The sequence below is a fragment of the Oceanicaulis alexandrii DSM 11625 genome (genome assembly GCF_000420265.1).
In the GTDB taxonomy this organism is placed as follows: domain Bacteria; phylum Pseudomonadota; class Alphaproteobacteria; order Caulobacterales; family Maricaulaceae; genus Oceanicaulis; species Oceanicaulis alexandrii.
On record NZ_ATUP01000001.1, the window covers coordinates 1,745,023 to 1,763,679 of the forward strand.

Here is an 18,657-nt window from a genome sequence, read left to right on the forward strand (position 1 = left end):
CGGGTCGACCTAGTCGTTTTCGTCAAATCCGCATTCGACCAGAGCGCTGAGCGCATCGACCGCCTCTGCGGCGTCATCCCCGTCCGCCTTGATGGTGATCTGCACTCCGGGACCGGCGGCGAGCATCAGCAATTCCATAATGGAATCCGCGCTGACCTGCTCATGGTCGCGAGAGACGCTGATATCGGCGTCATAGCGCGCGGCTTCAGCGACGAATTTGGCGGAGGCGCGGGCGTGCAGGCCGCGCTGATTGCAGATCGTGACCGTGCGCTCAGTGGTCACGCCGCGCCATCCAGGATCTGGGAAGCGACGGCGATATAGCGTTTGCCTGCTTCACTGGCGCTTTCCGCCAGCGCGTTCATGTCGAGCCGGGAGCGGGCCTCGGCCAGCTTGATCAGCATGGGCAGATTGGCGCCGGCGATGACCTCCACTCGCCCTTTTTCAAGCAGCGAGATGGACAGGTTTGACGGCGTGCCGCCGAACATGTCGGTGAGGATGATCACGCCCTCGCCCTGATCCGCCTTCTCCACCGCTTCGCGAATATCATCGCGACGGCGCTCCATATCATCATCGGGACCGATGGAAATGGCGCTGCAGGCTTCAAGCGGGCCGACCACATGCTCAGTGGCGGCGACAAGTTCGTCAGCGAGACGGCCGTGAGTGACGACGACAATGCCGATCATGGTGTGAGACTGGTCCTCAGACGGAAAGTTATCCCGCCCATGTAAACCCGGTTTTGCGTCGGGCGAAAGCCCTGTGCGACGTGCCTGCAACAGTCTGCTGCACGAGGATGACAGGCGCCGTTTTCGCGCCACACATACTTATCGGATATAGGCAGGCAGTGTCACCGTGAAGCAGGCGCCAAGGACGACGCCCTGATCATCGAGCCGGTTTGAAGCTTCGATCTGTCCGCCATGAGCGGTCACGATCTGGCGCGCAATGGCGAGGCCAAGCCCGGAATGCGCGCCAAAAGCCGCGCCCTTGGGGCGCTGGGTGTAGAAACGATCAAAAATGGCTTCGCGATTGTCTTCGGGAATGCCCGGCCCGTTGTCCTCGACCCGAACCTGATGGGTTTGCCCCGGACCGCGTTCGATAGTGATTTTCACCACGCTGTCTGCGGGGGAGAAGGTGATGGCGTTCTCGATCAGGTTGATGAAGACCCGGCTGAGCGGATGCTCATGGCCGCGCACCCAGTGCCGGTCAGCGGTGTGACTGACGGTGACGCGCGGCGCCTTGGCGTCAGGGTCGTTCTGAAGGCTGGCGAGATCATTGAGCAAGACAGCGAGATCGATCGTCTCCAGATCTTCCCGCGCCAGCTCGGCGTCCAGACGCGAGGCGTTTGAAATGTCGGTGATCAGCCGGTCCAGCCGCTTCACATCATGCTGGATCACGTCGATCAGCCGGGCGCGTTTAGCGTCGTCCTTGGCAAGCGGCAGAATTTCAGAGGCGGAGCGGATCGAGGTCAGCGGGTTCTTGATCTCGTGCGACACGTCCGCCGCGAAGGCTTCAATGGCGTCCAGTCGATCATAAAGCGCGTTGGTCATCTGGGTGAAGGCGCGTCCCATATCGCCGATTTCATCGCGGCGGCCTTTCATGTCGGGCAGGGGCACGCGCCGCCCGCCGGCCAGGCGCACTTCGCGCGCCGCCTCGGCCAGCCGCCGCACAGGCCAGGCGATCTGAACGGTCAGCACAAGCGCCATGACCAGCGAAACCGACGCGGCCACCAGCACATAAGGCAGGATGGCGGCGCGTTCCTGTGCGATCAGGGCGTCCAGATCATACGATTCATAGGTGACGGTGCCGACGACCGCCTGAATGAGTTGAATGGGAATGGTCACGGACACCACGCGCCCGCCGTCAGGGTCGCGGCGCACGCCGGACTGGGCCTCACCGGTCTGAAAGGCTTCGCGCACCTCATCGGCCAAAGTCCGGTCTAGCGCCGTTCGGTCTTCAGAAGACAGGAACATCTGGCCGATTTGCTCCATCAAGGAGCGGGAGGCGTTCTGCAGGGCCGTCAGGGGGGTGTCCGGCCGCCCGTCCAGCGGCGGCAGTTCGATCTGGTCCACATCGCCCGCGATCAGGTCGGAATCGGCAATGCGCACAGGTCCCGGGGCGTGCAGCAGGGCGCGCGTCTCGTCCGGCACATAGAGCCCTGACAAGCGCCTGAGCACTTCGCGCGCGGCGTCACGATCCATTTCAGGGCCGGGCGCATCACCGTAGACCGCAGTCTCGGTGATGATGTTGGCGATAATTTCAGCCTGGGCGGAGAGCGAATCCACCTTGGCGTCCACCAGCCCGCGCCGGTTCTCGGTGATGGCGAACATGCCGCCGATCACAACGCTCAACGCCACCAGATTGGTCAGGATGATGGTGGCGCCCAGACGTGACAACAACAGCGGTTTGAGCTGGGCGGACAGGCGCAGGACGGCGCGACGCGCGACCTTAAGCCTCCTTATAACGGTAGCCGACGCCATACAGGGTCTCAATGCTGTCGAATGTGTCGTCCACGTCGCGGAACTTCTTGCGGATGCGCTTGATGTGGCTGTCGATGGTGCGATCATCCACATAGACCTGATCGTCATAGGCCGCGTCCATCAGGCTGTCGCGGCTTTTTACAAAGCCGGGACGGTTGGCCAGCGCATGCAGGATCAGAAATTCAGTGACGGTCAGACGCACTGGCTTTCCGGCCCAGCTGCAAGCGTGCCGGTTGGGGTCGAGCAGCAATTGGCCGCGTTCGATGACTTTGTGCTCGCCGGTCTCTCCGCCTTCCGCGCCTGCAGGATCGGCCTGGGCGCGGCGCAGCACGGCCTTGATCCGGCGCGCCAGCAGCTGATGGGAGAAGGGCTTGGCGATGTAATCATCCGCGCCCAGATCAAGCCCCAGCGCCTCATCGAACTCACCATCCTTTGAGGTGAGGAAGATGACCGGCAGGTTGGAGGACTGGCGCACGCGGCGCAGCAGCTCCAGGCCATCCATGCGCGGCATCTTGATGTCGAAGATCGCCAGATCGGGCGGCGTTTCGCTCAGATGCGGCAACGCCTCGGCGCCGTCGGTGAAGGTGCGCACGTCATAGCCCTCATTTTCCAGAAACATGGAAACGGAGGTCAGAATGTTCTCGTCGTCGTCCACAAGGGCGATGGTCGCCATCGTTCGTATCCTGTCTTCTCTCGGTCAAACCGATGTCTGTAGCGCTTCATACTATTTGTTGCGCGAGATCAAGCAAAGACATGGTTACCTAGGGTTAAGGCCGGTAGTGCATTACTATCCGAAACTGCTGGGGAATGAGGCGGAAATGGCGCACGAAGACGTCCATTACGAGGTCTTTCTGAAGAAAAACGTGAAGGCTTCCTGGACCTTGGTCGAGGCGCTGAAGGATCGTAATGCGGCCATGGGGCTGGCCAAGAAGCTGCAGACCAATCACTCCAGCGGGTCGATCCGCGTGGTGCGTGAAGTCTGGGATGCGGAATCGGGGGGCTTTCGGGGCGGATCGATCTTTGAAGTCGGCCCGGAAAAATATGCGGGCGATGAGAAGCCGGCCGAAGCCAGCATTCCGTGCCTGACGCCGGACGATCTGTCCGGGCCTGCAGCGCGCGATACGCTGCGCCGGGCGCTGTCGGACTGGCTTGAACGCTCCCAGGTTTGCCCGATGGAGCTGTTGCACAGACCGGACCTGATCGAACAACTGGACGGTTCCGACACCGATTTGCAGCACGCGATCCAGAAAGTCGCGATCGCGCGGGCTCAAAACAGCGACGCCTCGGTGCATGCCTATGTGCGTCTGATCACCGAACTGGTCCAGCGCGGCATTGAACAGTCGCGCAAGGAAGCAAAGGCGGGCGGCAAGCCGCCCCGCGGCAAATCCTTTGCCGAGACCGCCAGCCTGGTGGCCGGCAAGTCTGCGCCGGAAAAACAGATGCGCCGCGCCATCGCGGATCAACTCTCTGAATCCTATGACATGGGCGAGAAGGTCCGCCGTCTGCTCGACATGCATGATGACCTGCCGGAAGACGCGCAGGCGCGTGCCCTGGCGGCGACGCATACGGACGCCTTCATGGCGGAAATCCTGTCCTTTGATTCCGCCCTGCGCCGGGTTCTGGGCGACACGGTGGATCTGGGTGACGAGGTCCTGCGCCTGACCGGGATTTATGAAGGCGCGCCAGACAGTCCGGACCTGAGCCGTGCGCCGGAAACTGCGCGTCGGCTCGCCAGCCAGATCAAGCAGGCCTCCTTACCGGCTGCGCATAATGAGCTGGCCCAGCAAATTCTGGAAAAACTGCGCGCGCCCAAGCGGTTCCGCCCTCGGTCGGTGATGGCTGAGATCGAACTGGCGCGTAAACTCGCCCAGCGCCTGATCGTGTCAGCGGGGCAGAATCTCAACCTCAATCCCGATGCGCTCGTGGAAGCGTTCACGCACCGCTCGGCCCGTCTGCTACAGCCGGACGCCATCGAGGAAGCTCTGTCAGGCGCCCATACGCCGGTGGACCAGATCGAGCGCCTGTTCGCCATGGAAGACCATCTGGTGGGCGAGGAGAACAAGAAGAAGCTCGCCAGCTATATCCGCGGCAAGGTTCAGGCGAACACGACGGTCAATTTCTTCCTGCGCGGCGCGGGCCAGCCGCTGGAACGCCTGTCGCAGGTCACCAGCCTGCAGGCGCGCGCCATGAAGGGCGGCTTTCCCAAAGCGGACAAGCGCGAACTGGTTGAGGCGTTTGATACGCTGGGACTGGCGATTCTGGACGCCACCAAGGTCATGGACCGTGTGGCGGGGTCCAACGCGCCAGTTCTGGACCGGGCGGCGGCGCTGCTTAAGCTTGCAGCCACGGGCCTGCTGCCCGAAGGCCGGTGTCGGTACGATGCGCAGGCGCGTGCGGTGCGCATGATGGAAAGCGATGAGGGCCGTGTCGCGGCGGCGTCTCCGGGGGGCGAGCAGAAAATGCTGGCGGTTCAGCAATTGCTGGCGCAACTGGCGCCGCCTGAAACTCAAGGCACGCCTGAAGAGGGCACAGCCGCCTAGCGCGGCAGGCCCGCAGTTTTCAGCCGGTCTTTATAGGCGCTCAGCAAAGTGTCGCTGTTCTCGCCCAGCTCGCGCAGATAGTCCCAGGAGAAAATGCCGCTGTCATGACCGTCGTCAAAACTCAGCCGGACGGCGTAGCGGCCCACCGTATCGGCGGACATGACCCGGACATTAGACTTGCCGGGAACCAGTTTTTTCTGATCTGGGCTGTGTCCCTGCACTTCAGCCGACGGGCTTTCGACGCGCAGCAGCTCGAACGGGATGGCGAAGCGCGCCCCGTCGTCATAGGCGATGTCCAGCACGCCGTCTGACGCCTTGAAGCTGAGACGGGTCGGCCAGGGGCGATCACTCATGGATCAGTCGTCCAGATTGCGAGCTTCTTCAGGCAACATGATCGGCACGCCTTCGCGGATCGGATAGGCGAGCCGGGCCTGTTTGGAGACCAGCTCATTGGCCTCGCGATCATACTCGAGCGGGCCGCGGCTGACCGGGCAGACCAGGATCTCCAGCAATTTGGGATCCAGAACGGCGGGTTCAGATTTCACATCACTCATGACACAACTTCTTACGCGGGCCTCTGGCGGGCGTCTAGCCTGCCGAGCCGCTAGAGGCCTGGCTGAGGCTGTCCTGCATCAGACTGTCGAGCAGCTCCGCGCGCTGGGGGATGGAGCTTGCTTCCAGAAGACGTTGCTTGGCGGCAGGATCGAAGGGCGCGGCCATGGCGGTCTTGTTGATCACCAGAGACAGCGGCGCCTGTTCCAGCGCCGGCCAGTCGGTTTCAATCCCGACCAGGTCGAAATAGGCGTGCAACCGATCCAGAAGGCCCGCCACTTCGATCATCGGCGTGAGGTGGGCCTCGACCAGATCCTGGGTGAAGGGGCGGTAATCGGCGCGCGCGACACGATAGGGTGTGCGCAAATCCAGCTCTTCATCGACGGCGAAGCGCATCACGCCTTCCAGCACCATCAGATAGCGGCCGTCGGACGTTTCCTGATGGCTGACAATGCGTCCCGCGCCGCCGATCCGCTCCAGCGTGGGTTTGTCGGACTGACCGCCGGGCGTGGGCTGGATGACGCCGATGAACCCGTCGCCGGCCAGCGCGTCATCCACCATGTTCAGATAGCGCGGCTCAAAGACGTTGAGCGGCAGATGCTCTCCCGGCGGCAGGATACAGCCGCGAATGGGGAAGAGTTTGATCTCGCTCGGCGGGTTGATGATCTGGGACATGGCCGGTCGCTTTTCCTGCTGTCGTATTTCCCCAGATAGCCCGATCAGGGCCGCAGTCTAGCGCTGCGGCCCTGATGTTCAGGTCAGGAAAACAGGATGGAGGAGAGGCGGCGGCGGCCGTTCTTGGCCAGCTCGGAGCCTGCGCCGGCGGATTCAAACACTCGTAACAGCAATTGCCGCGCGGCGGCGTCATTGAAGTCGCGATCTATCGCAATGGATTGAAGAAGCGCGTCTGCGGCGCCGTCCATATCGCCTGCACCCAGGCGCGCGCGACCCAGCGTATGCCAGGTCTCGGCGTTGGGTGCGCTTTGAACCGCTGATTCCGCCTCGCTGACTTCCGGCGCATCCTGGGCTTCGCCGGCGAGTTCCATTGACGCGCGTACGGCGGCTATGGCCGGAGCGGATTTCAAGGTCTCTGGCACATTGTCCAGAATGGCTTTGGCCTGAACCGGATCGCCACCCGCCAGATGCACGCGGGCCAGACCGGCGATGGCGTCGGCGTTCTCCTGATCCATCTGAAGAGCGGTGGCGAAGTCTTGTGCCGCGCCGCCCATGTCGCCCTGGCTCAGGGCCTCCTGAGCGCGCTCCACAAGGGCCGCCACCTCTTCTTCGGAAACTTCGCCCGTCATGCGGTTGATGAAGTCATTGACCTGGCTTTCGGGCAGGGCGCCCATGAAGCCGTCCACCGGCTGGCCGTCCATGAAAGCGATGACGGCCGGGATGGACTGGATGCGCAATTGGCCTGCGATGCCAGGGTTCTCGTCAATATTGACCTTGACGAGTTTGACCTTGCCGCCCGCCTTGGTGACGGCGCGTTCGATCGTGGGTCCCAGCTGGCGGCACGGTCCGCACCAGGGCGCCCAGAAATCAACCAGAACCGGCACGTCCTTGGACGGTTCGATCACATCGTTCATGAAGGTCTGGTCGGTGCCATCCTTGACCAGATCGGCGCCGGCCGGCGCCTGATGGCTGTTTGTTCCAAAATTTTCCATCTGTAGGTCTCCAGCAGGGAGCGAATGACGCTTTACCCCTAGGTGGCCGCTCCAGCGCCGGGATGCAAGCGCGGGCGATCACCCGTCCAGCTTCACAATTTCAGGAGTTCGGCCCAGCGAGGTGAGAAACCGCAACAGATCATTTGAGCGAATGGCCGTGGTGGCGTCGTTTTTCAGCGGATGGAAGTTGACGATCTCGTGCGCCATCAACGCCTGGTCGAGAATGAAGCGGACCTTGCGATCAGGGTCATTGACCAAGGCGAAGGCGGTCACAGATCCTGGCGTCACGCCAAGAGCGTCTTCCAATAGCTCGGCCTTGCCGAAGGATAAGCGCCCGCAATCCAGTATCTTGTGCAGGTGCTTGAGCGCGATCTGGGTGGATTGCAGCGCCGAGATCAGGATCAACGCGCCTTTCTTGTCCTTGAGGAACAAATTCTTTGTGTGCCCGCCTGGCATGTCGGCCTTGAGGGCTTCGCCTTCGTCGACGGTGAAGACCGGCTCATGGTCGCGCGTGTCATGAGGGATGCCGAGCGCGTCCAGATACTCAAACAAGGCCTGTCGCGAGGCGGGGCGGGCGGGAAGCGGGGGCGTCTGGGTCATGGCGTCAGCTCAGCAGGATGCAAGAAATCAGGCAAGCTGCTCATATACTGCAAAAGCTGTACAGGACGGGCTTGCAAAACGACCTTCGATAAGCGATATACCCGGCCTCGGCGCAAGCCGGACCCTGTACGCAGGTAGTGAGCGGGCGTAGCTCAGGGGTAGAGCATCACCTTGCCAAGGTGAGGGTCGTGCGTTCGAATCGCATCGCCCGCTCCATTTTCTTCAGACGACATGAGAAGACTTGCACCTGCAGCCGGGCGTCATGCCCGGGCAAGTCCCCAGTCGCCGGCCCTTGGGCCGGCGAAACGCGTTTGAGGCGGATGCAGATCTGGCGACCGGCGCCATCATACAATGGCGCCGCGTTTCTGGACCTGCCTGTCCCTACAGGATGGACTGTCGGGGCGGATCAAATCGTCAGCCTTCCCCCAAGGCGTCAAATGGCCCCCAATCCCTCTGGACCGCCTACGGCTTGATCCGCTCCGCCCCATCCCTGGTCGCAGTATTGCTGATCCGGAAACACACATTTCACGCAAGCGTGAGCCCATGTGTGTGGCAATGACCGCGGCCGCAGCCCATATGTGAATTCGCCAAGGACGGATCGGGGTCCCCCACCGGTCTCCTCCCCAACCGGAAGGCTTCGAAGCGCAACTGCGTTTTCCGGCCTCCTCGCGCTGTCCTTGGCCAATCGGCTTCACGCCGAAAACAAGAAAAGAAAGAAGGTTCAACCATGGCCCGCGCCGTTTCACTGGTGATCGCAACTGGAATTTTTCTGACTGTCAGCCTCGTCGCCGCTTGCGCTTCGGGCAATGGTCTCTACATCAGCTCATGATGAACGAGATTCGCTGAAACCTGTCAGCGAAGCTTTACAGGCCTCAGAGTGCGTCCCCCCAGCCTGCCCGATGAGGCCTGCAGGCGCCGCTGGACATGCCTGTCCCCGTCCGGCGGCGCCGCTTCCATAAAAAACCCCGCAGCCTCTGGCTGCGGGGTTTTTCATGTCGGTAAAGCGCGCGCTTCCTACCAGGGCAGGTCTTCGCCACTGATATGGAAGAAGCGGCCGCTCATCGCCGGGTTGGCGCGAGCGATCAGGTCAAGCTGCGCGCTGACAGCTTCGCTGGGGGTCAAAAGGCCGTTCGGCCCGCCCATATCGGTGCGCACCCACCCCGGATGCAGGGTCAGCACGACGACACCCTTGTCCTTGAGGTCGATGCTGAGCGATTTGCCAACCGCGTTCAGCGCCGCCTTGGAGGCGCGATAGGCGTACCGGCCGCCGCTGTCATTGTCGGCGATGGAGCCCATGCGGCTCGATTGCAGGGCGATCACCTTGAGCTGGCTTTGCGCCACCTGATCGGCGAACGCTTCCGCCAGCGCCAGCGGCGCCAGGGTGTTCACGCGGAAGGTGTCCAGAAAGCCGTCATTGGCCGCTTCACCGAAGGCTTGTTCCTTCGGTCCCATGACGCCGGCATTGGCGAACAGGATGTCGATCTGCCCCGTCACTTTTTCCTTGAGCGCCTTGGCGGCGTTCAGATCGCTTGCGTCATAGGCCAGGATGTTCAGTCGGCCGTCGCCGGGGTCGAGCGCCTTGAGCGCATCGGCGCTCTCGGGGTCGCGCACCGCGGCGCTGATGGTCCATTCGCGCTTAAGAAGTTGGCTGACATGCTCAAGGCCCAGGCCGCGATTGGCGCCGGTGATGAGAGCGTGAGGCATGGTCGTCTCCGATACGGAAATCTGTTGTTTTGTTGGCCTGGAATCAAGCACAGGCATGATTGCAGGTCTAGCCGCTCAGTACCGCTTGAACCCAGCGCAGCGGGGAGTAGGCTGCGAAACATATGTTCATGCTTTTTCGATGAACATGGTCCACCGTCCACCCTTATTCCGTTTCAGGAGCCCTCCATTATGAACGCCGTGGTCAGCGTCAGGCACGCTTATGACAGAGAGGCCTTTTTAAAGGTCGCACGCAGCCGGTTTGAAGCGGCGTTTGGGGAAAACGGGCCGGATTCAGACAGTTTCCTGGATCAGCTTTGGGGGGATGCGCTTGCTGACGACCTTGCCGGAGTGAGCGAGCAGGACGCCATTTCGCTGGCTGAAGAGTTCTGGCGATACGGCGCGGATCGCGCTGCGGACAAGATCCTGATCCGCGTGCGCACGGCCCATGGCGCCGACGGGCGCAGCCTGGATCGAGACATTCTCGAAGTGATTGGCCAGGATCGGCCTTTCCTGGTGGATTCGGTGATGGGCGAAATCGCCAGCCAGGGCTTGGACGTCATGGCCATGTTCCACCCCGTGGTTCAGGTGCGCCGCGGCGAGGATGGCGAGCGGGTGCAATCAGGCGGTCGTTGCCTGAACGAATCCATGATCCAGGTGCATCTCGACCTGCTCAGCGACGATGTGCGCGAACGCCTTGAAGCGGGCGTGCGCGCCACGCTCGACGATGTTCGCGACGCGGTCGAGGACTGGAACGACATGCGCGCGGAGATGGATGACGCGATCGACCACCTCTCCAACGCCAATACTTCCGCCTCCAAGGAAGAACAGGAAGAAGCCGTCGCCTTCCTGCGCTGGTTGCGTGACAACCATTTCGCCTTTCTGGGCAGCCGCACCTATCAGTTTGATTTCGACAAGAGCGACGATGCGACCCACAAGCCCGAGGTGAAGTCGGAATCCGGCCGCGGCGTGCTGCGCGATCCCGAGCGCAAGGTGCTGCGCAAGAGCGCCGAACCGATGATGCTGTCTCCGGCGATTGAAGCGTATTTGCGCGCGCCATCGCCTGTGATCGTGGCCAAGGCCAACATGAAAAGCCGCGTCCATCGCCGGGTCTACATGGATTATATCGGCGTCAAACGGTATGACGCGGATGGCAATGTGGTGGGCGAAACCCGCTTTGTGGGCCTGTTCACCGCCGAGGCCTATGACCAGATGGCGCGTGAAGTGCCGCTGATCCGCCGCAAGGTGCGCCGCGTGCTCGACAAGGCCGCAAAAGCGCCCGGCTCCCACTCGGCGAAAAAGCTTCAGAACATCGTGGAGAACTATCCTCGCGACGAGCTGTTCCAGACTGAAGAGCAAGACCTTCTGGACATCTCGCTGGGCATTTTGCACTTGCATGATCGCCCGCGCACGAAGCTCTTCATGCGCCGCGACCAGTTTGACCGCTTCGTGTCCTGCCTGCTGTTCGTGCCGCGTGACCGTTATAATTCGAAAGTCCGCGAGCTGGCGGGCGAGAAAATTCGTGCGGCGTTCAACGGGCGTCTGTCGGCGTTCTACCCGCAATTTGGCGACGCGCCTCTGGCGCGGGTGCACTTCATCATCGGGCTCGATCCGTTCAACCATCCCGAGCCTGACCCCTCCGAGCTGGACCGCGAGATCGTCGCGCTGGCGCGGACCTGGGAAGACGAGTTGCACCAGGTGGCGCGTGCGTCGGGCGAGGCGGATCTGCGCCGGGCGGTGACACGGTATCTGGACGGCTATTCCGCCGGCTATCGCGAGCGTTACAGCCCCGAAGAGGCGCTGGCCGATATTGGCCGGATGGAGCACGTGACTGCGCGCGGGCAGACCGCTGCGCGCGCCTATCGCGTTGAGGGCGAAGCCGATGACCGGCTGCGGGTGAAACTCTATCGCTGTGGGGAGCCGGTGGCGCTGTCGGGCGTCATGCCAGTGCTTGAAAATCTGGGCCTGCACGTGCTGGCGGAAGCGGGCTATTCAGTTCGGCGTCATTCTGAATCCGGTGAAGACATCGTCTGGGTGCATGAATTTGAAGCCTCGCTGGGCGATGAGAACGCTGACAAGATCGAAACGGATGCGGGGGCGTTTGAAGACGCGCTGCTGGCCGTGCTCGGCGGACAGACCGAGGATGACGGCTTCAACAAGCTGGTGCTGGGCATCGGGGTGAGCTGGCGTGAAGCGGCGTTCCTGCGCACAGTGGCGCGCTATCGCCAGCAGACTGGCCTTGATCCGTCTCAGGCCATTCAGGAAGAAGCGCTGGCGGAAAACTCCGAGATCGCGCGCGGTCTGATGGAGCTGGTGAACACCAAGTTCAACCCTGACCTCGACTTTGGGGGTGAGAGCCGGGAAAACCACGCCAAGGATGTCAGCAAAGCCATCCGCATTCTTCTGGAGCGGGTGGAGAGCCTGGATCATGACCGGGCGCTGCGTCGGATGCTGCGCCTGATCGAAGCCGTCTTGCGCACCAATTTCTTCCAGACTGACGAAAACGGCCAGGCCAAGCCCTGGATATCGATGAAGATTTCCAGTCGGGATGTGCGCGAACTGCCCGACCCCAAGCCTTATCGCGAGATTTTCGTCTGGAGCCCGCGCGTTGAAGGCGTGCATATCCGCTTCGGCCCGGTTGCGCGCGGCGGCTTGCGCTGGTCAGACCGCCGCGAGGACTTCCGCACCGAGGTGCTGGGTCTGGTGAAGGCCCAGCAGGTCAAGAACGCGGTCATTGTCCCGGTGGGCTCCAAGGGCGGCTTCTATCCCAAGCAATTGCCCGACCGCAGCGACCGCGACGCCTGGCTGGCGGAAGGTCAGGAAGCGTACAAGACCTTCCTGCGCGGCTTGCTCGATATCACCGACAACCTTGTCGATGACGCCGTGAAGCGGCCCGACAATGTGGTGTGTTGGGATGATGAGGACCCGTATCTGGTCGTCGCCGCCGACAAGGGCACGGCCACCTTCTCCGACATGGCCAATGGCGTGGCGCAGGACGAGTATGATTTCTGGCTCGGCGACGCCTTCGCCTCGGGCGGCTCGGCGGGCTATGACCACAAGAAGATGGGCATCACCGCACGGGGCGGATGGGTCAGCGTTCAGCGCCATTTCCGTGAAATGGGCAAGGACATCCAGAACGAACCCTTCACGGTCATCGGCGTGGGCGACATGTCGGGGGACGTGTTCGGCAACGGCATGCTGCTGTCCAGGCAGATCAGGCTGGTGGCCGCGTTCGATCACCGCGATATCTTCATCGACCCCAATCCGAACGATCTTGAAAAGACCTGGCAGGAGCGCAAGCGCCTGTTCGAGCTGGGCCGGTCAAGCTGGCAGGACTATGACAAGTCCCTGATCTCCAAGGGGGGCGGAATCTTTCCGCGCTCGGCCAAGTCGATCAAGCTCAGCGATGAGATCCGCGAACTGACCGGGCTGACCGGCAATACCGCCTCGGCCACAAATCTGATCCGCGCCTTGCTCAAGGCGAATGTGGAGTTGATGTGGTTTGGCGGGATCGGCACCTACATCAAGGCGTCAAGCGAGCAGAACTATCAGGTCGGCGACAAGGCCAATGACGCTCTGCGCATAGACGCCAACGAACTCAACACCAAAGTGATCGGCGAGGGCGCCAATCTGGGCGTCACACAGGCGGCGCGGATTGAATACGCCCGCAATGGCGGTCGTGTGAACGCTGACTTCGTGGACAATTCAGCGGGCGTCGACAGCTCGGACCACGAGGTCAACATCAAGATCTTGCTCAATCCGATGATGCGTGAGGGCTCAATGAAGCTCAAAGACCGCAACACATTGCTTGAGTCGATGACAGATACGGTCGCCGACCATGTGCTGGAGCATAATTACGATCAGACCCTGGCGATCACCATCGCCAAGGAACATGCGGTCGAGGATCTCGATGCCCATGAACGTTTGATGGAGCGACTGGAGCAGGCTGGACGTCTGGACCGGAAGGTTGAAGGCTTGCCGGCCCCTGACCAGATCCGCGAGCTCAAGGATCAGGGCCAGGGCCTGACGCGACCGGAAATCGCTGTTCTGATCAGCTACGCCAAGATCGCGCTGTTTGATGCGCTGGTGGAATCGGACGTGCCCGATGACGCGCATTTCAATCGCTCCCTGGTGACCTACTTCCCTGACAAGCTGGAGAAATTCTCCGACGCTATGCAGGGCCACAGGCTCAAGCGCGAGATCATCGCCACGCGTCTGGCTAACGATATGGTCAATCTGGGCGGCCCGACCTTTGTGAACCGCGCCATCGAAAGCACCAGCGCGGACATCGCCGCGATCGCCCGCGCCTTTGAGGCGGGCCGGTGCATTTTCCGCTTCAAGGATTATAGCGACCGGATCAATGCGCTCGACAACAAGGCCCCGGCCGAAGTCCAGATCGCGCTTCATGACGAGGTGATCCGCCTGTTACGCCGCCAGACGTACTGGCTGTCGCGGCGGACTTTGGGGCAGGAGGCGTTGCCGATTGCGGATGTGATCGCAGCCTATCAACCTGGCGTGGACGCGCTGAAACCCCTGGTGACCGAGATCGCCAGCCCGTTTGACTGCGAGGCTCTGGACGCCCGATTCCAGACCTATGTGGAGGCTGGCGCGCCTGAAGACATCGCCCGTGACGTGGCGCGGTTGCGTCCGCTCACCTCGTCTTCGGACGTGATCGATCTGGGTAAAACGGTGGACTGGCCTCTGGCTGCAGCGGGACGGCTTTATCACGCTGTCGGCGCCCGTTTCATGTTTGATCAGCTCAGGGCGGCGGGCAACCAGCTCTCCTCCAATCTGCACTGGGACCGGTTGGCCATGCGCCGCCTGATCGAGGATCTGTATGGCAGCCAGCAGGCCATCTGCGAGGGCATGATGGCTTACGCCAAGGCGGAACGGCCGGATCTGGTCAAGGATCTGAGCAAGCCGGATGCGGACTGGGCTGAGAACGTTGTCGGCGCCTGGACGGAGTCTCAGAAGCTGATGGTGGCGCGCGCCGACCGGGCGCTGGAGGAAATCTCCGCCACTGGCGGCTGGACCCTGTCGAAAGTCGCGATCTGCTCGACGCAATTGCGTGAGCTCGCGGCGACCGTCGACAAGGGCTAGCCGCACTGTTGAGAGGTTAGAGCCAACCGTTTTCGCGGGCGATCTGAAACGCCTCGATGCGGTTGGCCGCCCCCAGCTTCTGGGTCGCGTCCGCAAGATAATTGCGCACGGTGCCGGGCGACAGGCTGAGCGTGCGGGCGATTTCCTTGTTGGATTTGCCCTCTTCCACCAGCTTCAGAATGTCACGTTCACGTGCGGTCAGCATGACCGGCGCGCTCCAGGCGCTTTCCGCCAGCTCTGCGGCGACTGCGCGTTGTCCCTGCGCCACCCGGCGCACGGCGTCCGCCAGCTCCTCGCTGGGCGCGTCTTTCAGCACATAGCCCAGAACGCCCGCTTGCAGCGCGCGTTGCAGATAGCCGGGGCGGGCGAAAGTGGTCACGATCAGCACGCGAGTGCTGCTGCCCGCCTGACGCAGGGCTTCTGACGCTTCAATTCCGGTCAGGCCTGGCATTTCAATGTCGGTGACCAGAACATCGGGTTTGAGCTCTTTCACAAGGCGCACGGCCTCTTCACCGTCCTGGGCCTGGGCCAGCAAGTCTATATCGGGTTCGAGAGACAGCAGGGCCGCCAGCGCGCCGCGCAGCAGCGACTGGTCCTCAGCGATGACAATGGAAATCATGGGGTTTGCTCCAGGCTCTCCTGGCCGGGTTTGGCGGGGGGCAGACTGAGAATGACGCGAACGCCGGACTCCCGGCTTTCGATCTCCATCTCCCCTCCAAGGGATTCAATACGCCGACGCATGCCATCCAGACCGGTTCCGGCGTGCAGCTCGCCGCCGCAGCCGTCATCCTCGATGATCAGCGCGCCTTCGGGCGCAAAATGAATACGGGCGCTTCGGGCGCCGGAATGGCGAATGATGTTGGTGATCGCCTCACGCAAGGCCAGACCCAGCGAGGAATGCGCCGCCTGGTCGAGTTCTGGCGGCTCTCCCTCGACGCTTAACCTGATCTCGGCGGCGGCGAGCGCGGATCGGGCGCGCGCCAGTTCTTGATGGACGGTCGTGACATGCATGCCCGCGACCGCAGCGCGCACATCCTTGAGGGTGATGCGGGCGGCGTCGCGGATCTCGATAATCTCGGTTTTCGCCCGGTTTGCATCGGCATCCAGAAGACGCGCGGCCAGTTCGGATTTGACGGCGATCGTCGTCAGGGTGTGGCCCAACAGATCGTGCAGATCCTGCGCAATGCGTTCGCGTTCACGCAGCGCCGCCAGTTCGGCCTCCATGCGCAGATTGCTCTCGCGGGTGGAAACTCGCGCAGCGGATTCATACCCGGCCAGGGTCGCCATGGCCGCCATCACGGCGATGAATTGCGACAGCACCATCTCAAAGATCGTCACATCCAGCAGCCAGGAGGCGCACAGATAGAAGGCGCTCGTTCCCGCCATGACCAGCAGGGCGGTTCTTTGCGGTCTCAGTCCAGCCAGAAGGGTGACGGCGAAAATATGAAAGTTGCCGCTCATCCCCACCACAGGGATCAGCGCCAGCGACAGGAAGGACGCGTAGCCTGCGGCCAGCAGAATGCGGTGGGGTTTGACGCCATTGCGATACGGGTCGCCAGCATTGGCGTAAAGGTACATGGGGATGAAGCTGCCCACGGCCGCAAAGCCGATCAACGCATCGCGCAAGCCCGGCAGCTGGAAAAACCAGGGCGTGAAATAAAACGCCAGATATATCAGATAGAAGCTCGGGCTTTCAGACAAGCCACGCACACGGCCTGTCCATTTGGGCCTGGCGCCCTGAGACGCGGCGCCAGCGGACAGTCCATCGGATTTGCGGGTCGGTTCTGACGCCATAATAAACGCGTATCCTATCGGCGAGCGGCGGAGTCGGGTCAGGGTTCACCCTGCCCTGCTCCGCAGCTCAGAGCCAGCCTCTAGCGTTGGCGCGCCCAGGCGAGAAGCGCCAGGCCGGCCGCGATTGCGGTGATGACTAGTGTTGCGAGGACGTGGCCCAGCATCGCTTTTTCGCCGGCGGCTCCGCTGATGGACAACGCGATTTCAGCGAGATGAAAGCTCGGCAGGAATTGGGCGATTTGCGCCATGATGCGTGGGAAAACGCTGACCGGCATCCAGAGCCCGCCCAGCACCGCCATGCCCAGATAGAGGATGTTGGCGACGGCGACCGCGGCGTTGGCGCCGAAGACGAACCCCAAAGCCAAGCCGATCAGGACAAACGGAATGGCGGACAGCACGTGAACCAGCAACAGGCTGAGCCAGACGAGGGGAGGCAGATTCACGTCGGCGGCGAAAGCCGCCACGGCGTAGATCGCAGCCAGCGACACGCTTGCGATCAGAATGGTCGCCGTGGTTTTCGCCACCAGCAGCGCGCCCGCTGGCGCCGGTACGGCGCGTTTCAGGGTCAGCCAGCCGCGCTCGCGCTCTTGCGCCACGCCTGCGCCGAATCCGAACAAGGCCGGCCCCATCACCGCAAACACGCCGAAGGTCGAGAGCAGGTAAGGCGCATTGTCCCGGCTGCCCGGGATGATCACGCCGAACAGGGTGAAGAACATCACGGGCAGGATGAGGGTCGGGATCGCAAACTCGGGCATGCGCGACAATTTGAGGATTTCAGCCTTGATTTCAGCCAGATATGCATTCGCCATGAGATCAGGCTCCCTCTGAGTCAGATTGGCCCGTCAGCGCTTCAAAGGCGTCTTCCAGGGTGGGTTGCGCGACGCTGAGATCGCTCAGCGCCGGATCCGCATTCAACAGCGCTTTGAGAAAGGCGACTGACTCACTCACCTGAAGGCGGACCTTGCGGCCCGCCCGGTTCATCGCGATCAGTCCAGGTAATGCATTGAGCGCCTCATCAGACAGGCTGGTGACGCAGCTGATCACAGCACCGCCCATGCGAGTGCGCAGACCGTCCGCCGTGTCATCGGCGATGACGCGTCCGTTCTGCAAAACGACCACCCGGTCGGCCAACGCATCGGCTTCTTCCAGATAATGGGTGGTCAGCACCACCAGGGTTCCGTTCGCGGCCACGTCGCGCACGACGGCCCACAGGGCGCGGCGCGCTTCGGTGTCGAGGCCTGTGGTGGGTTCGTCCAGGAATAACAGGTCAGGCTTGCCGACGAGAGAGAGCGCAAACTGGATGCGCCGTTTCTGGCCGCCTGAAAGCTGGCCGTAGCGCCGCTTGATGAAGTCCGTCAGCGCGCACTGTTTGATCAGGGCGTCCAGATCAGCAGCATCAGGATAATAGCTGGCGAACAGCTCCAGCAACTCACGCCCCGTCAAGGTGTGCGCCAGATCCGTGTCCTGCATCATCACGCCGATACGGGTCTTGGTGGCATGGCTGCCCGGCTTGGCGCCGAAAACCTGCAAAGCGCCGGAGCTGGGAGGGACAAGGCCAAGCGCGGTTTGCACGAACGTGGTCTTCCCGGCGCCGTTCGGTCCCAATAGCGCCAGAACGCCAGTGTCGGATACGCTGATGTTCACGCCGTCAAGCGCGGTCTCGCGGCCAAAACGCCGAGTCAGGGCGTGCGCTTTCAAAACAGGCGCATCAATATCAGGGGAAGCGGTCATCAGTCCTCACAGCCTGGGTCAGTTGAACCCGTACCGTGCCAGGACTGGAAAGAAATCTGCAGTGACGCCCGTCACAAGAGCAGGGTGACACATGTCACCATCTTCAAGCGCTTAGCCGAACAGATGGATGGCGCCGCCGACGACAGCGCCCCAGAAGGCGCCGCAGGTGAACACCAGAAAGGCGAGGGTGCGTCTTGGGCTCCAGCGGTTTTCAACCACCGGTTCGGCGAACGCGGTTTCCAGACGTTCCTGCAGGGCGTGCGCCGGAGAGGGGATGGCGTAGCCTGCAGCCGGATCGGCTGTCGGAAACGGAGGGACAACGCCTGTAACCGCGCTCTCCGACGGCTGGGCCGGGGCGGGTATTGCGTGTGCTTCAGTCTTGCGGTGTGCCTGCATGACGTCCCTCCATGATTATCGAAGGTAGCCGAAAAAGCTGAACAAAGCCCCAACCAGCGTTGTAAACAAAGTGTTAACAGGTCCTAAATCATCGACGAAAAA

The 18,657-nt window shown here is 62.3% G+C and carries 17 protein-coding genes and 1 tRNA gene; 3 read left to right on the forward strand and 15 right to left on the reverse strand.

Going from position 1 to position 18,657, the window contains the following annotated elements:
* Positions 1-9 precede the first annotated feature (9 nt).
* From G405_RS0108495 to G405_RS0108510, 4 genes are all read right to left on the reverse strand, one after another.
* Positions 10-282 (reverse strand): HPr family phosphocarrier protein, encoded by a 273-nt coding sequence (locus G405_RS0108495; RefSeq protein ID WP_022701092.1) that lies wholly within the window; start codon positions 280-282, stop codon positions 10-12.
* Entirely contained in the window at positions 279-683 is a 405-nt protein-coding gene (locus G405_RS0108500) for a PTS sugar transporter subunit IIA (protein WP_022701093.1), read from the reverse strand. Before G405_RS0108500 ends, G405_RS0108495 begins: the two co-directional genes overlap by 4 nt.
* Before the next feature lie 138 nt (positions 684-821).
* Complete coding sequence (locus tag G405_RS0108505; RefSeq protein WP_022701094.1) at positions 822-2,474, reverse strand: sensor histidine kinase; 1,653 nt, start codon at positions 2,472-2,474, stop codon at positions 822-824.
* Entirely contained in the window at positions 2,443-3,147 is a 705-nt protein-coding gene (locus tag G405_RS0108510) for a response regulator transcription factor (RefSeq protein WP_022701095.1), read from the reverse strand. Before G405_RS0108510 ends, G405_RS0108505 begins: the two co-directional genes overlap by 32 nt.
* Before the next feature lie 145 nt (positions 3,148-3,292).
* Here G405_RS0108510 and G405_RS0108515 point away from each other — a divergent pair, with 145 nt between their 5' ends.
* A complete protein-coding gene (locus tag G405_RS0108515) occupies positions 3,293-5,014 on the forward strand; it encodes a hypothetical protein (RefSeq protein ID WP_156861428.1) in 1,722 nt (573 codons plus the stop codon).
* On the opposite strand, the gene G405_RS0108520 is transcribed toward G405_RS0108515, so the two are convergent.
* From G405_RS0108520 to G405_RS0108540, 5 genes are all read right to left on the reverse strand, one after another.
* Positions 5,011-5,367, reverse strand: a complete 357-nt coding sequence (locus G405_RS0108520) for a gamma-butyrobetaine hydroxylase-like domain-containing protein (protein WP_028284664.1) — start codon at positions 5,365-5,367, stop codon at positions 5,011-5,013. The two genes, G405_RS0108515 and G405_RS0108520, sit on opposite strands and share 4 nt — an antisense overlap.
* A gap of 3 nt (positions 5,368-5,370) precedes the next feature.
* Complete coding sequence (locus G405_RS0108525) at positions 5,371-5,568, reverse strand: Trm112 family protein (RefSeq protein ID WP_028284665.1); 198 nt, start codon at positions 5,566-5,568, stop codon at positions 5,371-5,373.
* A gap of 34 nt (positions 5,569-5,602) precedes the next feature.
* Positions 5,603-6,241, reverse strand: coding sequence for an LON peptidase substrate-binding domain-containing protein (locus G405_RS0108530; RefSeq protein WP_022701097.1), 639 nt, complete (start codon positions 6,239-6,241; stop codon positions 5,603-5,605).
* Positions 6,242-6,324: 83 nt separating this feature from the next.
* The gene (gene trxA / locus G405_RS0108535) at positions 6,325-7,233 is read right to left on the reverse strand and encodes a thioredoxin (RefSeq protein WP_022701098.1); all 909 of its coding nucleotides are present in this window, start codon (positions 7,231-7,233) and stop codon (positions 6,325-6,327) included.
* 78 nt (positions 7,234-7,311) lie between these two features.
* Positions 7,312-7,833, reverse strand: coding sequence for a prolyl-tRNA synthetase associated domain-containing protein (locus G405_RS0108540; protein WP_022701099.1), 522 nt, complete (start codon positions 7,831-7,833; stop codon positions 7,312-7,314).
* 141 nt (positions 7,834-7,974) lie between these two features.
* Between G405_RS0108540 and G405_RS0108545 the strand changes: the two genes are divergently transcribed.
* A tRNA-Gly gene (locus G405_RS0108545) sits at positions 7,975-8,049 on the forward strand.
* A gap of 798 nt (positions 8,050-8,847) precedes the next feature.
* Here the strand turns inward: G405_RS0108545 and G405_RS0108550 are convergent.
* Positions 8,848-9,537: an SDR family oxidoreductase gene (locus tag G405_RS0108550; RefSeq protein ID WP_022701100.1), complete on the reverse strand. Its 690-nt coding sequence runs from the start codon at positions 9,535-9,537 to the stop codon at positions 8,848-8,850.
* Positions 9,538-9,726: 189 nt separating this feature from the next.
* Here G405_RS0108550 and G405_RS0108555 point away from each other — a divergent pair, with 189 nt between their 5' ends.
* Positions 9,727-14,634 carry an NAD-glutamate dehydrogenase gene (locus G405_RS0108555; RefSeq protein ID WP_022701101.1) on the forward strand — a complete coding sequence of 1,636 codons (4,908 nt, stop codon included), beginning with the start codon at positions 9,727-9,729 and terminating at the stop codon, positions 14,632-14,634.
* 16 nt (positions 14,635-14,650) lie between these two features.
* On the opposite strand, the gene G405_RS0108560 is transcribed toward G405_RS0108555, so the two are convergent.
* The 5 genes from G405_RS0108560 to G405_RS0108580 all read right to left on the reverse strand — a co-directional run bounded on the left by G405_RS0108560 (position 14,651) and on the right by G405_RS0108580 (position 18,555).
* A complete protein-coding gene (locus tag G405_RS0108560; protein ID WP_022701102.1) occupies positions 14,651-15,253 on the reverse strand; it encodes a response regulator transcription factor in 603 nt (200 codons plus the stop codon).
* On the reverse strand, positions 15,250-16,428 hold the full coding sequence (locus G405_RS15485) for a sensor histidine kinase (protein WP_022701103.1): 1,179 nt from the start codon (positions 16,426-16,428) through the stop codon (positions 15,250-15,252). Before G405_RS15485 ends, G405_RS0108560 begins: the two co-directional genes overlap by 4 nt.
* 80 nt (positions 16,429-16,508) lie before the next feature.
* The gene (locus G405_RS0108570) at positions 16,509-17,237 is read right to left on the reverse strand and encodes an ABC transporter permease (RefSeq protein ID WP_022701104.1); all 729 of its coding nucleotides are present in this window, start codon (positions 17,235-17,237) and stop codon (positions 16,509-16,511) included.
* Positions 17,238-17,241: 4 nt separating this feature from the next.
* On the reverse strand, positions 17,242-18,159 hold the full coding sequence (locus G405_RS0108575; RefSeq protein WP_022701105.1) for an ABC transporter ATP-binding protein: 918 nt from the start codon (positions 18,157-18,159) through the stop codon (positions 17,242-17,244).
* Positions 18,160-18,270: 111 nt separating this feature from the next.
* Positions 18,271-18,555: a hypothetical protein gene (locus G405_RS0108580; RefSeq protein WP_022701106.1), complete on the reverse strand. Its 285-nt coding sequence runs from the start codon at positions 18,553-18,555 to the stop codon at positions 18,271-18,273.
* Positions 18,556-18,657: the final 102 nt, after the last annotated feature.

Bases quoted from the DNA above. Each gene is read 5' to 3' on its own strand.
- G405_RS0108520 (WP_028284664.1), bottom strand. From the start codon at position 5,367: ATGAGTGATCGCCCCTGGCCGACCCGTCTCAGCTTCAAGGCGTCAGAC.
- G405_RS0108540 (WP_022701099.1), bottom strand. From the start codon at position 7,833: ATGACCCAGACGCCCCCGCTTCCCGCCCGCCCCGCCTCGCGACAGGCC.
- G405_RS0108505 (WP_022701094.1), bottom strand. From the start codon at position 2,474: ATGGCGTCGGCTACCGTTATAAGGAGGCTTAAGGTCGCGCGTCGCGCC.
- G405_RS15485 (WP_022701103.1), bottom strand. From the start codon at position 16,428: ATGGCGTCAGAACCGACCCGCAAATCCGATGGACTGTCCGCTGGCGCC.
- G405_RS0108555 (WP_022701101.1), top strand. From the start codon at position 9,727: ATGAACGCCGTGGTCAGCGTCAGGCACGCTTATGACAGAGAGGCCTTT.
- G405_RS0108500 (WP_022701093.1), bottom strand. From the start codon at position 683: ATGATCGGCATTGTCGTCGTCACTCACGGCCGTCTCGCTGACGAACTT.
- G405_RS0108580 (WP_022701106.1), bottom strand. From the start codon at position 18,555: ATGCAGGCACACCGCAAGACTGAAGCACACGCAATACCCGCCCCGGCC.
- G405_RS0108530 (WP_022701097.1), bottom strand. From the start codon at position 6,241: ATGTCCCAGATCATCAACCCGCCGAGCGAGATCAAACTCTTCCCCATT.
- G405_RS0108515 (WP_156861428.1), top strand. From the start codon at position 3,293: ATGGCGCACGAAGACGTCCATTACGAGGTCTTTCTGAAGAAAAACGTG.
- G405_RS0108575 (WP_022701105.1), bottom strand. From the start codon at position 18,159: ATGACCGCTTCCCCTGATATTGATGCGCCTGTTTTGAAAGCGCACGCC.
- G405_RS0108560 (WP_022701102.1), bottom strand. From the start codon at position 15,253: ATGATTTCCATTGTCATCGCTGAGGACCAGTCGCTGCTGCGCGGCGCG.
- G405_RS0108525 (WP_028284665.1), bottom strand. From the start codon at position 5,568: ATGAGTGATGTGAAATCTGAACCCGCCGTTCTGGATCCCAAATTGCTG.
- G405_RS0108510 (WP_022701095.1), bottom strand. From the start codon at position 3,147: ATGGCGACCATCGCCCTTGTGGACGACGACGAGAACATTCTGACCTCC.
- G405_RS0108550 (WP_022701100.1), bottom strand. From the start codon at position 9,537: ATGCCTCACGCTCTCATCACCGGCGCCAATCGCGGCCTGGGCCTTGAG.
- G405_RS0108570 (WP_022701104.1), bottom strand. From the start codon at position 17,237: ATGGCGAATGCATATCTGGCTGAAATCAAGGCTGAAATCCTCAAATTG.
- trxA (WP_022701098.1), bottom strand. From the start codon at position 7,233: ATGGAAAATTTTGGAACAAACAGCCATCAGGCGCCGGCCGGCGCCGAT.